This window comes from Acinetobacter cumulans (genome assembly GCF_003024525.3).
In the GTDB taxonomy this organism is placed as follows: Bacteria; Pseudomonadota; Gammaproteobacteria; order Pseudomonadales; family Moraxellaceae; genus Acinetobacter; species Acinetobacter cumulans.
On sequence record NZ_CP035934.2, the window covers coordinates 3098972 to 3114758 of the forward strand.

The window sequence follows — 15787 nt, forward strand, 5'->3', positions numbered from 1 at the left end:
CCTCTAAATATCTAAATAATTATTTATTTTTAAATGAATAGAGACTTTTTCTTTATTCATAGTTTTTATTGGATTTGTATAACCCTGATCATCAGTTACACTTTCAAACACAGAACCATTTTCCAAGAAAGCAATATATTTAGTATTTTTATAAGGAATACCATCATCATCTTGCATTAAAAACACAACATCATATTCATTTTCATCCCCTAAAATGGGTAAAGAAGTCTTTGAAGCCTGAACAATTGCTCCCCCCTGCAAACGTATGCTGCCCTGCCTTCACCTCAAACTTTCCAGCAGTCGTTGGCAACACCCCTGCACTACTGATTTCAATTTGACTGCCACCTGCAGTCAGCACTATTTTCTTACTGGCTTTAATTTCCACGCTATCTTCCGTCGAAATAATTTGAATACCTTTTCGTGCAATAAAGTCCGCTCCATCACATTGGGCTTGGATTTCAACTTTGCCTTTGCCTGCATACGCACGCAATCCTTCTTGCGCTGCAAATAGACTAATCTTGCTTTGTGCATGAGCAATGAAGGATTTTTGACTGCTGATATTAATGCTATCACCTGCACTTTGGCTAATCTGCCTATCTGCTGAAACATGTATATCTTCATTGCTCGTCATCGCAATTGAGTTGGGCGCAGATAAAATCATTAAAGCTTGTTTAAAAGCATCGGCTTTTTCTTGACTGCCTTTTTCGATTTGTGCAATGAAGTTTTTTAAATTATCTAAGACTTCAAGCGGGTCAGTCTGTTGATTCTTAGCCACTTCACTTAATGCTTTACTGCTGTTTAAGTTGGCTTCGATTTGTTCTTTTGCAGCTTGTGCATCGAGGTGCATTGCTGCTGCTTGTTGTTGCGGGTGCGTACTGACAAGTAGCCCCTGTCCTGCACGTACTGCTCCCCATTGGTCTGTTCTTAGTTCAAAGCCCTCGCCTCGACCTTCACTTTCTGCAGTTTCTTTGGGATGACTGAGGTTTCCTAAGTTGAGCTGAGTGGCGCCATGGGTACTTTGTAATTGTGTAGATATCTGTCCAGTCGTATCATCAAAGCGCAGTTGTCCAAAGCCTTCACCTTGTACTTCCTTGCTTTTTATTCCAGCCAGCTTTTTGGTCTCGGGTAATTGACCTTTATTGTCAAACTTGGTTGGACTGCGCTGTGCTTCATGTATGCGCCCCACCACAAATGGTCGGTCGATATTGCCGTCAAAGAAGTCGATGACCACAATTTCATTAATACGCGGCAAGAATCTTGCGCCATAGCCTTCACCTGCCCACGGTGTGAGTACATCTACCCATGCAGAGTCCGTGTCATTGTCATTACTGCCTGCACCGCCGTCATGGCTATGGTCATCACTTCGGGTAAATAAGAAGCGAACTTTGATTCTTCCCCATTCATCAACATGTATTTCTTCACCGCTTGGTCCAACGACTTTAGCCCGTTGTGGATGAGTGCTTGGACGGTGTTCGAGCGGATTATATGCCGGAACAGTCGGAGTATTACGCCGTTGCAATGTGAGCTGATTGGCCTGACGCTCTGCCTGTTCATGGATGGGTTTAATGTTCCACTGACTTTGTTCAATCAGCTGATTGACTTGTTCAGTGAGATCTTTGGGTAAGTTATTTTGGTTATAGAATTTCTTTTCTGTGATTAAAAATTCTTTGTCTGCACCACTGTGTTGATCGATTTCTGGGTGTTCATTCAGTTCAAACCAATAACCCACTTGTGTATCACGCACGGTCGATTGTGCATTGAATTTTTTCGATTGTAGCTCGTGATATCGCGTTAGATTTTGATTCAGTTTTTCAATCTGACTGTTGGATGAAGCTGTGGCTTGATCTTCACCTGTTAAGTCTTGCATCCATGCAGGGCTGACATGCCATGCTTGTTCTAGGCTTAAGCTGGCATTGTCTTGGCTTTGGCTATGCTGATGTTTGCTTTGGACTGAACCTGCACCTTCTTCTTGGCTGAGGCCATCAGCTTGCCAACGTTGCACATGTACTGCTGTCGGTTGAATGCTACGCTCACCGATAAAGCTAGTGATGCTGTCTTGTTGCTCTGTTGCACTAGAACGATGAAAGCGGATACTGCGACGGCTAAGCGCTTGATATTGACTATTGTCATCAATCAAGCGGAGTTTTTGTTTTTCAATTGGTACTGAGGAATGTGGCACTTTCAGCTGTGCTTCATCAATGAGCCAATTAATGCCTTCACTACGCCAAAGTCGGGTTAAAAAGTCATAATCGCTTTCATTCGACTGCATGATGAAGGGCCGAACATCATAGTTTTGGCTTAAACCACTTAGATCAAGCATTAGACTGGATGCAAAGAGTGGACTTTTGCTTTGCCATTCTTTAAAAATAGTTTCACTGACATCACGCACTGATTTATTCATAAACACACGGCTATTACGACGTTTATGCCACAACGACGTTGCATCTTCTAACGTAAGTTTATATAGGGTGAGTGAACCGTCACTCTGGCCTTGAGTGGCTTCGGTGATGATACCCGTAGTCCGAAACAGTTCGCCCCGATCTGTCACTTGATCAACAGCAACTTGTACACCAATAAATTGTTTCAGCGGAATCAATGCATTGGTGGATAAGCAAATCAGGGTCGCTTGCAGGCCTTGGTTTAAGACATGCTCCCCATCAATACGTTGAATAAAAAGCTCGTCATTCAAAGCAGGATTGGAAAATTGCGCATGTATGACACGCTTTTGGGCAGATAAGCCTAATTTTTCTAAAATTTTAGCAATCGTATTCAACATTTTTTGAAATCTTTTCTAATTGTTTTTGTATATTTAATCGGCGATATTCTAAGAGCTAGCACCGCCTTAGGCTAGCCCCCATTTTTATTTAAAATGTAAATTATTCAAAATTAAGCTCAAACATAATATTTGAAACGCTTAAATATCTCAGCCCTTCTGCACCAAATAATGAAATTCTTTATTGCCATTTTCATCTAAGCGTTCTTCTTGTAGCAATAGTTCATGGCCCAAGTGCATACAGAACTTTGGAATATCCCATGATGTCGAGTTGTCTGTAGCAAATACTTCAACCACATCTCCAGACTTCGATTTACGGATGGCTTGATGCAACATCATCACAGGTTCAGGACAACGCAGTCCACGCGTATTCAATTGAAGGCTTGGTGTGATAGCAGAATCAGACATTGCAAAACTCAGGTGAAGAAAACCCTTTTAGTTTAGCATAGCCCAGTTATTCCTACATGGTCTTGCTTAAACCCTGCAGATTTCAATCCAGCTTCAGCTCAATCTTTTGCATTTAACATCTAACTTCGCACTCCACCATCATTATAGGTGTTGTTGGTTTTTTTAACTTCGCTTGCGGGATTTGATGTAATCCTAAACTTTTAAATAATTTGATCTGAACATTCTACAATCCCATAGCAATATGCATAGACAACTGTATTTTCTACGGTATGATAAAATCAATTTTTTTAGATATTCAGCGTCTTCAGGAAAGATCATGCACGAGGAATCAGGCCCGTCGTGGGGCATGCGCGGCTTACGAAAATGGTTAGGCACTGCGCCAGAAACCCGCGACGAACTGTTAAAATTAGTACAAGATTCACGTCGTTTTTTAGAACCCGATACTGTTGCAATGCTTGAAGGTGTACTTGACCTTCCCGCAACAAAAATCCGCGAAGTTATGACCCCGCGCACAGCAATGATTAGCTTACAAGAAGATGATGAGCTTCTTGATATCCTACACGTGCTGGTAGAGTCTGCGCATTCGCGTTTCCCAGTTTTCTCTGCCGATCAACCCGACAATGTCGTGGGTATATTATTGGCCAAAGATTTATTGCCATTTTTAACTGAGCCTACCGCTAAAGTTGATATTCGCGCCTTAATGCGTCAGCCTTTGTTTGTGCCAGAAAGCGCTCGCTCTGATCAAGTGATGCGAATGTTGAAAAACACCCAAACGCATATTGCAATTGTGATTGATGAATACGGCACAACTTCAGGTATCGTAACTTTAGAAGATATCTTGGAGGAAATTGTCGGTGAAATTGAAGATGAACACGACAAAGTGGATGAAGAAGCTGAGTTTATCGTGCCAGATGCAGACCCCAATACTGCAAATACTTGGCTCGTTCAAGCACTTACACCAATCGAACATTTTAACAATGTTTTAGATGCTGACTTTTCGGATGATGAAGTAGAAACTGTTGGCGGTCTATTGCTACAAGAAATTGGTTTAGTGAGCGATTTACAAGGACAAACTGTTGACCTTGAAAATTGGGAATTTACGATTTTGGAAGCAGATGCCCGCACTATTCATCTGATTCGAGCTGTCCGTAAATGAGAACCTTCTTTGACAAGCTGTTAAATCCCGCAGAACAACAAAAACAGCTGCCTTTAATTTTACCTTTGCTGATCGCCCTATTTTCAGGGGCGATTTTTAGCTTAGCACTCGCGCCTTACCATTATTGGTGGCTGGCGATTTTATCGCCTGCATTATTATATGCAAGCCTGCGTAAACGCAGTGCTAAACATGCGTTTTTCATTGGTTTGGCCTATGGTTTTGGTCTTTGGTTTGTTGGCGCATTTTGGCTCTATACCTCTATACACGTATACGGCGATACCAATGCTGTACTGAGCGTGCTAATGATTGCAGTTATGGCCATCGTTATGGGTTTATTTAGCGCGATACAAACATGGCTATATCGTCGGTTTTTCCCAGAAACACCGCTAACATTTGCACCACTCTGGGTTCTGTTTGAATGGGCTAAAACTTGGGTCTTCACAGGTTTCCCTTGGCTCTTTGCAGGCTATGCATTTACTGAACGCTATCTCGACAGCTATGCACCGCTCTTTGGTGTATTTGGCGTGTCTTTTGTGGTGATTGTACTGGCCTGTGCTGTCGTAGAAGTGCTGAATAAACGCATTTTTTGGCTGGTACCTTCAGCTATTTTCTTGCTCGGTGCTTGGGGTGCCTCACAGCTTAGTTTTGTTCAACCTAAAGCTGAAAAACCACTCTCTGTTTCTTTGGTTCAAGGCAATATCCCGCAAGACTTAAAATGGCTAACGGAATATCAAGTCAAAACATTGATGATCTACGCAGAACTTAGCCGTAGTGAGTGGGGTCGTGACTTAATTGTTTGGCCTGAGTCTTCTATTCCGATGTTCCAAACCGACATTGAACCTTTTTTAGATGCCATGAAAGCACAGGCAGATAAAACAGGAACATCATGGGTGACAGGGATTCCTTATTGGGATTTAAAAGCTTCACATGTTGAGCAGCACCCGATGTATTACAACAGCATAATGGCCACAGGTGACAATGCTTCGGGAATGTACAAGAAGCAACGCCTCGTTCCTTTTGGTGAATACATACCCTTATCAGGTCTACTTAGCTGGGTATTGCCTGCCATGCAAAATGATCCATCTATGAGTGGTTTCTCTCGTGGTGCGAGTGATCAAAAGCCTTTAAATATTAAAAATCATCATTTAGGTGCAGCCATTTGTTATGAAGTGGCTTATCCCAACCTAACTCGTCGAAATGCAACCCAAAGTGATTTCTTGGTGACTGTATCAAATGATGCGTGGTTTACAGGCACTGCAGGTCCTTTACAACACCTGCAAATGGTACAAATGCGCGCTAAAGAAAACGGCCGTTGGTTTATTCGTGCCACTAATACGGGCGTTACCGCCTTTATTGATCACAATGGTCATATTGTAAAACAAGCACCAATGGATCAAGAAGCAGTTTTACGTGGGGACTTACCTGCCATGCAAGGTCAAACCCTGTATACCCGCTTAAGCGATTGGCCAATTTTAGGCTTCTCTATGTTCTTACTCATATTAGGTTGGATTTACCGTCCACGCACCGTGAATGTAAGCTTTAAATCACGTCGCTAATATAAAAAAGAAATAAAAAACCGGGCTTCAGCTCGGTTTTTTTAATACGTGTATTAAAGTAATCTGGTTCCCAATGGAACATCTGCATCAGGCACACATAAGGCCACATGCCCTTCCACATTATGAAAACCCGTCACCAAACACTCAGACTGAATAGGGCCAATTTGTTTTTTGGGAAAATTGACTACCGCAAGCACCAACTTACCAATTAAGCCTTCAGGCGAATATAGCTGGGTAATTTGCGCACTGGACTTTTTAATGCCCAATGTCTCCCCAAAATCAATATGTAGAATATAGGCAGGCTTACGAGCTTGCTGAAAAACTTCAGCTTGAATCACCTTTCCCACTCTGAGCTCGACTTTCATAAAGTCTGACCAATCTATATGTTGCATCTCGGATGACGACATCTTTAGCTCCTTGCGATTTTTATGTGCTGTGATTTGAATGAATTCCCATCACTGTACAAAAATCAGCCCCAAAGCATATAACTGAAAGCCGACAATCTATGCATGAATCATGACAAATTTAACCCAAGCCAATCTAGTGGCACAAAAAAACCGAGTTTATATACTCGGTTTGATATACCACATAAGTTTCGGCTGTTTAGAACTGTAGCGCCAAATATGACAACATGCCTGCCAAAGAAAGCATGGGCACATAACGGTAAAGATTGACCACAGCTTTTTCAACAATAGTGCTATGTTCTTGTTTGAGCTTCGCCACTGTTGCTTGTAAAGCCGACCAAAAACTCAAGGCCAACATTGAGCTCATCAAACTAATTGCAAAGAAGCCCACCATAATTTGGCTACTGCCTTCGGTATTTAGCCACAAATGCATAATCCCTTGGCTCACAGGCAACAAGCTTAAAATCAAAAGCACAGATTTAAGCATCGCCCAATGAAATTGGTTAATTTCATCTGTAAGTATTAATGCTTTCATACTGCTCTCCTCTGACTTTCATCCTGTCTATGGAGTTATTATGCAAGCTTTAAATTAAAATAAAAGCCTATATTTATTCATATTTTACGATTATTGTAATCAATAAACTTGGGAATAATTCTTATTATAAATCTCAACGGCTTTGTTGCACAAAGATGTAAAAATTAAGATTGCCCATATCTACTCAAATTTAAGGCATAACTTGGGTATGTGGTTGACCTAACTCGGTAAATTTATTTAACACTGCTACACGTGCATGGATCTCATTGGTTTGGCTATTAAAGTTCCTTGCACTGAGTTTATCGCCTAATAATTTGATGCAGTGCATCTTGGTTTCCACCAAACTTCGGCGATGATAGCCTGACCATTTTTTCCATAGTATTCTGCCAAACCGTTTAACAGTACGAAGTAATTCATTTCGTTCTAGCGAGCTGACCTTTGTATCTTTCCAAGGTTTCGCATTTTTTCTTGGAGGAATCACCGCATGCGCTTGCCGATCTGCAATGACCTGACGACATTGTTTGGTGTCATAAGCGCCATCCGTATAAACAGAGTCAATCTGCTCATCTAAGGAAATTTGATCGAGTAAATCACCAAGTACCTGTGAATCACTTACATTGTTAGTTGTAAGCTGAACTGCACGTATTTGGAGAGTTTTAGCATCTATACCAATATGTAATTTACGCCATTGACGACGATATTCAGGCTGATGTTTCTTCCTTTTCCATTCACCTTCACCTAAAAACTTTAGACCGGTAGAGTCTACTAGCAAGTTAAGCCCACCACTGCTTTTTTGATAACTAATCGCAATATCAATATGTTTTTGTCTTCTGCAAAGCGTACTGTAATCTGGTGCTGTCCAATTTAATCCACAGAGTTTAATCAGACTTTGAACAAAACCTGTGACCATACGTAAAGAAAGGCGAAATAAAGATTTAATCATTAGACAGCATTGGATGGCTGTGTCGGAATAAGTTTGATTTCGTCCATGCTTGCCTTTTGGCTGCGCATACCATTGAGTCTTAGTGTCAAACCAAATTGAAATATTTCCTCGATTTATTAATGCTCGATTATAAGAAGACCAATTGGTGGTACGATAAATTTTAGGTGCAGGCTTGTTCATTTGGAAATTATATTGTGGAATAAGCCCTTAACGATAGGTTTGTGCAACAAAGCCAATCTCAACTAGAAGATATTATTTATTTCATTATTTTTCAATTACTTATATTATATTTAATAAAAAAGAATAATTATCGCTTTAGCCAGTATTGAAATAGCCAATGACGTAAAGCGATATATTCAATCACCATTACTTTATAATGATTCTCAATTAGTGCTGGTAATAAATATCAGCATCATTACCTTCACCACCAGACTGGCCATCTGCACCAAATGAGTACAAATCAAAAGGACGGCCTTCTGTCCCTGGAGCAACATATTGTACGTCATTGTCCCAGCTGTCTTTTGGATAGCCACCTTTGACATAGCCTCCTTGTAGCCAGTTTTTTGCAGACTCTGGCTTATTTACTAATGCCCCTAAACCACCATCTTGCATGGATGGGTATTTGCCATTGTCCATTTTGTACTGATCTAAAGCACCCGCTACACTTTTGAGTGTGATTTGTGTGGTATCTACTTTGGCTTTTTCACCACGACCCATCACGTTTGGTACGATTAAAGCCGCCAACACACCTAAAATCACAATAACAACCATCACTTCAATGAGGGTAAAGCCCGATTGTTTTGCGTTTAATCCTTTGCCTTGCATGTTATTACTCTCGTTTATCTCTTTTGGGTTCAACAGGGTTAAATCATATTATTCATATTCACAATCGGTAGCATGACCGCAATCACAATGACCAACACAATACTGGCCATGACCACCAACATCAGTGGCTCTAACAAAGCCAATAAGGTCGAAATTAAAGTGGTTACTTCACGGTCTTGCATAACAGAAGCCCGTTCTAACATGCGGTCCAATTCGCCTGAAGATTCACCACTTCGGATCATTTGTACCATCATTGGTGGGAAATAACCACTGCGCTCTAGTTGTGTTGCTAAGTTCCCACCTTCGGTGACTTTTTCAGCTGCAATATTCACTGAATCACGGATGACCCAATTGTTACTGACCGCCGCGCCAATTTTCAGCGCATCCACCAAAGGCACACCTGACTTGGTCAAAATAGATAAGGTACTGGCAAAGCGTGCAGCATTAATACCTTTAGACAGCTTGCCAAACAGGGGCATTTTTAAAGTAAACCGATCAAAAGCATAATGCCCAGCGTTAGTTTTTAAAAATCTGACTAACAACATAATACCGACTGTGGCACCAACCAATAAAAATGGCCAAGCCACACGTATAAAATCACTGGCCTTCATTAAGGCAATGGTAATCCACGGCAGTGCCGCTTTGTCTTGATCAAAGGTTTTTACAATGTCTGGCACCACATAGGTCATTAAACCCATCACAATCGCGAAAGACATCAACATTAAAATAATTGGGTAGATCATGGCCCCTTGAATCTTTTTTTGCATGGCAAAACGATTTTCGGTGTAATCTGCCAATTGATCTAAAATTAAATCCAAGTGCCCAGAACGCTCACCTGCAGCAATGGTGGCAATATAGAGTTCAGGGAAACGCCCAGACTGTTGCAAGGCTTGCGCTAAAGAATGCCCTTCTAGCACTTTTGAGCGCACGGACATTAAAAGGCTTTGCACATGTGCTTTTTCGCTTTGCTTGCCTACCGCTCGAATCGCTTCTTCTAAGGGAATAGCTGCCGCCACCAACACTGCCAATTGCCGCGTCATGAGTGCCAAGTCATAAGAAGTAATACTTTTTTGAAACCAGCGTGGCTGTGCATGTTTATCTTTTTGCTCAATCGGATCTACAGCAACGGGAATTAATGCTTTATCACGTAACTGTTGACGAATCTGACGCGCAGAATCACCTTCAAGCACACCTTTCTGTTGCTTGCCTGACGCATCTATGGCGGTAAACTGATATGCTGGCATTACAATGCTCTAATTTTCCAAAAAACCCTGTTAGCGCAGTTGCGCCCAACCCTCAAAATCATTCATATTCTTAGATATAAATTGTTTGATCACTCTAACACAACTGTTCTTACAGCACGACGAAATTTAATCAGGACCCGACCGCCTTTTTATGCAAGTTTCAGATCTCGCCCCCGCCCCTATCTTTCGTGTCCGTGTGGCCGTCCCTGTACATTTATATGACTGTTTTGATTACAGTCTAAGTGCAGAACTTTATCAACGCGCTGAAGTTGGCACGCGGGTTGCAGTGTCTTTTGGTCGGCAAAATCTGGTCGGCGTGATTATGGAAAAGCTCGCACCTGATGTGCCACTCAATCCAGATATCAAGCTCAAAGCCATTACAGAACTACTTGATGAACGCGCTATTTTAAATACCCAAAGTTTAAGTTTATTGACTTGGGCTGCGCAGTATTATCAATTCCCCATTGGCGAAGTGGTTCATAGTGCTCTTCCTACACTACTGCGCCAAGGTAAACCCTATAACTTGCTGGCACGGACATGGAAACTGTTAGATGCCGAAGCCGAACAAAAAGTAAAACGCTCTGAACGCCAGCAAGAAGCTTATAAAATCTTAAAACTACATCCTGCTGGCACATCCGAAAATGTGCTGAATTTAGCGGGTGTAGAAACTGCAACACTCAAAGCTTTAGAAAAAAAACAAATTTGTCGTTGCGAGTTAGAGGCGCAAGATTTTAGCCCAATGCCGATTCAAATGGCGCAAATGCCTCTGACGGCCAATCCAGAACAGCAGCATGCGATTGATAGCATTCTGAAGGCCCGCAAAAAATATCAAGCTTTTTTACTCGATGGCCTCACAGGTAGTGGTAAAACTGAAGTGTATTTGCAAGTCATGCAAGAGGTTTTAAAACAAGGCAAACAAGTACTGGTCTTGGTACCCGAAATTGGTCTGACACCACAAACCATTAGCCGTTTTCAGTCGCGCTTTCATTGCAATATTGTCTTGTTACATTCAGGCCTCAACGACAGTAAACGCTTACAAGCATGGCAGGCTGCCGAAACAGGCAAAGCCTCGATTATCTTAGGTACGCGCTCAGCCATTTTTAGCCCACTCCCTAACTTAGGTCTGATCGTGCTCGACGAAGAACATGATTTGTCTTTTAAGCAACAAGAAGGCTTTCGTTATCATGCTCGAGATGTAGCATTATATCGTGGCTATTTAGAGCAATGCCCTGTGGTGCTCGGCTCTGCCACGCCAAGTATTGAAAGCTATGCATTGGTGCAACATCAAAAGATGCAATGCTTGGAACTCAACCAGCGTGCAGGCACGGCACTCATGCCTAAAATCCACATTTTGGATTTAAAAATTGCCAAGAAGCAACATGGCATGAGTCAAGCTTTGCTCGATGAGATGAAAAAACGCCTCGATAAAAATGAGCAAGTCTTGGTGTTTTTAAACCGCCGTGGTTATGCGCCTGTGCTGATCTGTGAAAGCTGTGCATGGCAGGCCAAATGCCCACATTGTGATGCCAATTTTACCGTGCATCGTACTCCTTATCAGCATTTGCATTGCCATCACTGTGGTACGATTCATCGCATGCCTGACCACTGCCCACAGTGTGCACATACAGAACTTAAACCTTTGGGCTTAGGCACTGCCAAAGTTGAAGAACATTTAAATGAGCTATTTCCTGATTATGACGTCATTCGGGTCGATCGAGACTCCACCAGTCGCGTAGGTAGCTGGCAAAAAATTTATGACAAAATTCAGCAAAGCCAAGCATCTATTTTATTGGGTACACAAATGCTGGCCAAAGGTCATCATTTTCCTTATGTGACCCTTGTGGCTATTTTAGATATCGACTCAGGCTTATTGAGCGTCGATTTTCGGGCAACTGAGCGCACTGCTCAATTGGTCGTACAAGTAGCTGGGCGTGCTGGTCGTGGCGAGCGTAAAGGGGATGTATATTTACAAACCTTAAGACCTGATCACCCCCTATTAAACACCTTGGTCAAAGAAGACTACCGCCAGTTTGCCAAACAAACTTTACAAGAACGTGAAGCAGCACTCATGCCTCCATTTCGCTATGCAGCGCTGATCCGCTGCGAATCGAAAAATCAGGAGCTAAATAAAGAATTTTTACAGCATCATGCTGCCCTGCTACGTCAAAGCGCGGAACTGAATGTAGACATTTGGGGCCCTATTCCAGCGCCTATGGAACGTAAAGCAGGCCGCTATCAATCACACATGGTGTTATTGTCACCAGATCGCGCCCGATTACATTTTTATATCCGAAATTGGTGGCAAAATATGTTGCATCAAAAGCCTTCTAGCATGAAATTAACCCTAGATATTGACCCACAAGAACTCAGTTAATTTGATGCTCCTGCTTCAAAGTGACCGCTTATATTGAATGAATAAAACGAGGACAGACTTATGTCATTACTGTTGCAAATCACCCTGTTTCTAGGAGCGTCTTTGCTCCTGGTGCCTTTGTTAAAAAGGCTGGGCATTGCAACAGTACTCGGCTATTTATTTACTGGCATTTTACTGGGGCCGAGTGTATTTAATCTGGCCAGCGACCCAGAAGCCATTCAGGAACTGGCTGAGTTTGGTGTCATTCTCTTAATGTTTATTATTGGCTTAGAGCTTCGCCCACAACGCCTATGGTCGATGCGCCAATCTATTTTTGGTATGGGAAGCCTACAAGTGGGCTTAACAGGTATCTGTTTAGCACTACTCAGTTTTGTGGCTTTACAACAAGGGATTGCCGCCAGCTTTGTGATTGGCTTTGCACTAGCACTATCTTCAACCGCTTTTGTACTGCAACTTTTGACCGAAAAACAACAACTCAACACCACCTACGGTCAACAATCCTTTTCTATTTTACTGTTTCAAGATATGGCGGCTATTCCCCTACTGGCCATCATTCCAATGCTCGCGGGCACGCAATCGACACATCATGGGATTGCTTATTTTGCTGCCATTGTGGCGACCTTTAGTGGCTTGTTTTTATTTAGTCGCTATCTCATGCGTCCGTTTTTTCGTTTTGTGGCCAAAAGTGGCGCCCACGAACTCATTACCGCTGTGGGACTGTTTATTGTTTTGGCTGTTGTTGGCCTGATGGATGTATTGGGCATTAGCACCACACTCGGGGCATTTTTAACTGGCGTACTTCTCGCTGACTCTGAGTTCCGCCATGAACTTGAAGCCAGTATTGCGCCCTTTAAAGGATTATTGCTTGGTCTATTCTTTATGACCGTCGGCATGACCACACAATTATCGCTGTTTGTCGATGCACCATGGCTTATTATTGGTGGCGCACTCTGCCTGATGTTAGTCAAAATCATCACCCTCACAGGCGTTGCACGTTATTTAAAAAACTCATGGCAAAACAGCTTAATGCTCGCCACTTGCCTTGCTCAAGGGGGTGAATTTGCCTTTGTGGTATTGAGTGTAGCCCGCAGTGAACAAGTGGTGAGCCAAGCCATTGTAGAACCTGTGGTCTTGATGGTGACACTCTCGATGGTTCTCACGCCGATTGCCTACTGGCTGATGAACTCGGTCATCCTACCTCGCTTTAGCCACAGCAAAGTCGTGCCTGAATATGATGATATTCCAGACCAGCACCATCCCGTGATTATTGCGGGCTTTGGCCGTTTTGGCCAAATTATTGCGCGTATTGCACACATTCAACATTTGTCTTTTACTGCCATTGATAGCAATTTAGACAAAGTCGATTTTGTACGTAATTATGGTGGCCAGCTCTACTATGGCGATGCTGCCCAACCGGAAATTTTACGGGCTGCAGGCATTGAGCATGCACGGGTATTTGTGCTGGCCATTGACGACATTGAAGACTCCATGAATGTTGCGCGTCATATTCGCTTAAATTATCCCAACCTAAAAATGTTAGTCCGCGCCCGTGATCGACACCATGTGCACTTATTGCGTGATTTAGGTGTAGAGCATATCTGGCGTGAAACCTATTTATCATCGCTAGGAATGGCTTATCACATGCTCCGCGATGCTGGTATTAATGAAGACGATGCCTATAAAAGTATTGAGCTGTTCCGTGATTATGATGAAAAGCTGTTAGAGCAACAGCAACACATCTATACCGATGAACAAAAAATCTATGAAACACACCGTAATGCCCTTGCTGAACTAGAACATTTATTTGCCAGCGATGCTCAAATGCGCCAACCACCCGCAGGGGTTGATTTACAGCGTGGCTTGCAACGTAATCGAATTGATGTAGCCCGTGATGAAAAGGATGATCTGAAATGACTTGTGTTTTACAATATTGACACCATTAAAACAGGGTTATGGAGAATTTTATGCCTGATTTACGTCAACGCTTTTTTATTGAAGACAGCCCTGTGCGTGGTGAAGTCGTTCATCTTGAAGATGCCCTACAAACCATTCTTGCACAACGTGACTATGCGCCTGCAATTAAAATTTTATTGGGTGAAATGCTCAGTGCAACGGCGCTATTGGCCAGCACTTTAAAAATTAAAGGCCGTATTAGCTTACAAATTCAAGCTGCAGGGACATTTAAATGGGGCATGGCAGAATGCAACCATTTAGGTGAAGTTCGCGCCTTGGCCGACTATGAAGAAGACCCACACTTCACACAAGCTACCGACAGTAGCGTAGTGCTCCAGACGTTGGTTAATCCCGTGTTATTCATTAACATTGAGCCTGAATTTGGCGAACGTTACCAAGGGATTGTTCCCCTCGACAAGCCAAACCTTGCAGGTTGTTTGATGCAGTACTACGATTTGTCTGCACAAATCCCAACACGTATTGTATTGGCAAGCAATGAACAACGCTCAGGTGGCCTACTCATTCAGCTCTTGCCACGTAATAGTGAAGAAGAGCAAAAACGTGTTGATGAAGATTTGTGGCCTCGTCTAACTATGCTGACTGAAACACTAAATGCAGATGAGCTCACCAACTTAGAAAGCACTGAAATCTTATATCGTTTATATAACGAAGAAGAAGTACGTTTACCTGAAGTTGAACTGCTTAAATTTGGTTGCACATGCTCTAAAGAACGCTGTTCAGATGCACTCAAACAAATTGGCGTAGATGCCGTACGTGAAACCTTAGAACACCAAAATCCAATTCAAATGGATTGCCAGTTCTGTAACAGCCACTACCAATTTTCTGCCGAAGAAGCACTGGGACTATTTGGCGAACATCTCAGCTAAATTCTGTCTGATCTAAAAGCGCCCTTAAGGGCGCTTTTTTTATGCCAAAGCCTATACTTTAAATACAACAACAGCCTCATGCCATGCACTAAAATATTGCAATTTTTATAACACTTAAAGCTTAGAAATCACTCAAAAAAAAGCCGATAAACTGCTCTTGTTATTTACATTTGTTCTTGTACACTTTGCGCACACTGAAGGCAAAAATATAATTTCAACCTTCTTTGAATAATTAAAATGACGCTAATAAATAATGGATAATATAGATGAATAAGAAAATTATTTTGGGAGCTTTCGCTCTCTCAATAACCTGCTTTTTTCAAGTGCAGGCTGCCGATCTAGCAGGACGCTGGAAAACAATAGACGATAAAACTGGCTATGCACGTGCAGAAGTTCTCATTAGTAAACTCAAAGATGGTAGCTACACAGGTAAAATTGTGAAAGTCCATGCAATTCCCAACCGTACTGCGATCGACCATTGCGACAAATGTGAAGGCAAATTAAAAAACGCACCTTTAATTGGTCTGCCTATTTTCTCAGGCTTCCATCAAGATGATGAAAATAAAAATGAATACGTTAATGGTAAAGTCATTGATCCATTAACAGGTAATGTCTATCAAGGCAAAGGTCAACTCAATGCACGAGGCAATGTACTGACACTTCGTGGCTATTTGGGTACCACCTTATTGGGCCGTACAGTATCTTGGATCCGTATCGACTAAGGCATAA

Annotated in this window: 13 protein-coding genes and 1 pseudogene; 6 read left to right on the top strand and 8 right to left on the bottom strand. The window is 42.3% G+C overall.

What is annotated here, in order from left to right; translation table 11 throughout:
- Window positions 1–3 precede the first annotated feature (3 nt).
- From C9E88_RS14585 to tusA, 3 genes and pseudogenes are all read right to left on the bottom strand, one after another.
- Window positions 4–177: a hypothetical protein gene (locus C9E88_RS14585; protein ID WP_162368847.1), complete on the bottom strand. Its 174-nt coding sequence runs from the start codon at window positions 175–177 to the stop codon at window positions 4–6.
- A gap of 75 nt (window positions 178–252) precedes the next feature.
- Window positions 253–2776 (bottom strand): annotated as a pseudogene (locus C9E88_RS14590) (type VI secretion system Vgr family protein); the annotation flags it as partial.
- 147 nt (window positions 2777–2923) lie between these two features.
- Window positions 2924–3181, bottom strand: coding sequence for a sulfurtransferase TusA (tusA, locus tag C9E88_RS14595; RefSeq protein ID WP_106986756.1), 258 nt, complete (start codon window positions 3179–3181; stop codon window positions 2924–2926).
- Between the two features lie 316 nt (window positions 3182–3497).
- Here tusA and C9E88_RS14600 point away from each other — a divergent pair, with 316 nt between their 5' ends.
- Both C9E88_RS14600 and lnt read left to right on the top strand, forming a co-directional pair.
- Window positions 3498–4337 (top strand): HlyC/CorC family transporter, encoded by an 840-nt coding sequence (locus C9E88_RS14600; RefSeq protein ID WP_106986757.1) that lies wholly within the window; start codon window positions 3498–3500, stop codon window positions 4335–4337.
- Window positions 4334–5893, top strand: a complete 1560-nt coding sequence (gene lnt, locus C9E88_RS14605) for an apolipoprotein N-acyltransferase (RefSeq protein ID WP_106986758.1) — start codon at window positions 4334–4336, stop codon at window positions 5891–5893. Before C9E88_RS14600 ends, lnt begins: the two co-directional genes overlap by 4 nt.
- A gap of 53 nt (window positions 5894–5946) precedes the next feature.
- Here the strand turns inward: lnt and C9E88_RS14610 are convergent, their stop codons facing one another.
- From C9E88_RS14610 to gspF, 5 genes are all read right to left on the bottom strand, one after another.
- Window positions 5947–6285 (bottom strand): tRNA-binding protein, encoded by a 339-nt coding sequence (locus C9E88_RS14610; RefSeq protein ID WP_106986759.1) that lies wholly within the window; start codon window positions 6283–6285, stop codon window positions 5947–5949.
- 211 nt (window positions 6286–6496) lie between these two features.
- A complete protein-coding gene (locus tag C9E88_RS14615) occupies window positions 6497–6832 on the bottom strand; it encodes a hypothetical protein (protein ID WP_106986760.1) in 336 nt (111 codons plus the stop codon).
- A 190-nt stretch (window positions 6833–7022) separates the two neighbouring features.
- Window positions 7023–7955, bottom strand: a complete 933-nt coding sequence (locus C9E88_RS14620; RefSeq protein ID WP_120364252.1) for an IS5 family transposase — start codon at window positions 7953–7955, stop codon at window positions 7023–7025.
- 207 nt (window positions 7956–8162) lie between these two features.
- Complete coding sequence (gene gspG, locus C9E88_RS14625; RefSeq protein ID WP_106985523.1) at window positions 8163–8600, bottom strand: type II secretion system major pseudopilin GspG; 438 nt, start codon at window positions 8598–8600, stop codon at window positions 8163–8165.
- Window positions 8601–8638: 38 nt separating this feature from the next.
- On the bottom strand, window positions 8639–9844 hold the full coding sequence (gene gspF / locus C9E88_RS14630) for a type II secretion system inner membrane protein GspF (protein ID WP_106985524.1): 1206 nt from the start codon (window positions 9842–9844) through the stop codon (window positions 8639–8641).
- A gap of 151 nt (window positions 9845–9995) precedes the next feature.
- Here gspF and C9E88_RS14635 point away from each other — a divergent pair, with 151 nt between their 5' ends.
- The 4 genes from C9E88_RS14635 (at window position 9996) to C9E88_RS14650 (ending at window position 15780) form a co-directional block, all read left to right on the top strand.
- The gene (locus C9E88_RS14635; RefSeq protein ID WP_106985525.1) at window positions 9996–12218 is read left to right on the top strand and encodes a primosomal protein N'; all 2223 of its coding nucleotides are present in this window, start codon (window positions 9996–9998) and stop codon (window positions 12216–12218) included.
- 60 nt (window positions 12219–12278) lie between these two features.
- Window positions 12279–14132 carry a monovalent cation:proton antiporter-2 (CPA2) family protein gene (locus tag C9E88_RS14640; protein ID WP_106985526.1) on the top strand — a complete coding sequence of 618 codons (1854 nt, stop codon included), beginning with the start codon at window positions 12279–12281 and terminating at the stop codon, window positions 14130–14132.
- 50 nt (window positions 14133–14182) lie between these two features.
- Window positions 14183–15058 carry an Hsp33 family molecular chaperone HslO gene (hslO, locus tag C9E88_RS14645; RefSeq protein ID WP_106985527.1) on the top strand — a complete coding sequence of 292 codons (876 nt, stop codon included), beginning with the start codon at window positions 14183–14185 and terminating at the stop codon, window positions 15056–15058.
- 266 nt (window positions 15059–15324) lie between these two features.
- On the top strand, window positions 15325–15780 hold the full coding sequence (locus C9E88_RS14650) for a DUF2147 domain-containing protein (RefSeq protein ID WP_106985528.1): 456 nt from the start codon (window positions 15325–15327) through the stop codon (window positions 15778–15780).
- Window positions 15781–15787 lie beyond the last annotated feature (7 nt).

Coding starts and splice junctions, on each gene's coding strand:
- tusA (WP_106986756.1), bottom strand. CDS start 3,181: ATGTCTGATTCTGCTATCACACCAAGCCTTCAATTGAATACGCGTGGA.
- C9E88_RS14610 (WP_106986759.1), bottom strand. CDS start 6,285: ATGCAACATATAGATTGGTCAGACTTTATGAAAGTCGAGCTCAGAGTG.
- C9E88_RS14600 (WP_106986757.1), top strand. CDS start 3,498: ATGCACGAGGAATCAGGCCCGTCGTGGGGCATGCGCGGCTTACGAAAA.
- C9E88_RS14650 (WP_106985528.1), top strand. CDS start 15,325: ATGAATAAGAAAATTATTTTGGGAGCTTTCGCTCTCTCAATAACCTGC.
- C9E88_RS14635 (WP_106985525.1), top strand. CDS start 9,996: ATGCAAGTTTCAGATCTCGCCCCCGCCCCTATCTTTCGTGTCCGTGTG.
- gspF (WP_106985524.1), bottom strand. CDS start 9,844: ATGCCAGCATATCAGTTTACCGCCATAGATGCGTCAGGCAAGCAACAG.
- hslO (WP_106985527.1), top strand. CDS start 14,183: ATGCCTGATTTACGTCAACGCTTTTTTATTGAAGACAGCCCTGTGCGT.
- C9E88_RS14585 (WP_162368847.1), bottom strand. CDS start 177: ATGCAAGATGATGATGGTATTCCTTATAAAAATACTAAATATATTGCT.
- C9E88_RS14640 (WP_106985526.1), top strand. CDS start 12,279: ATGTCATTACTGTTGCAAATCACCCTGTTTCTAGGAGCGTCTTTGCTC.
- C9E88_RS14615 (WP_106986760.1), bottom strand. CDS start 6,832: ATGAAAGCATTAATACTTACAGATGAAATTAACCAATTTCATTGGGCG.
- lnt (WP_106986758.1), top strand. CDS start 4,334: ATGAGAACCTTCTTTGACAAGCTGTTAAATCCCGCAGAACAACAAAAA.
- C9E88_RS14620 (WP_120364252.1), bottom strand. CDS start 7,955: ATGAACAAGCCTGCACCTAAAATTTATCGTACCACCAATTGGTCTTCT.
- gspG (WP_106985523.1), bottom strand. CDS start 8,600: ATGCAAGGCAAAGGATTAAACGCAAAACAATCGGGCTTTACCCTCATT.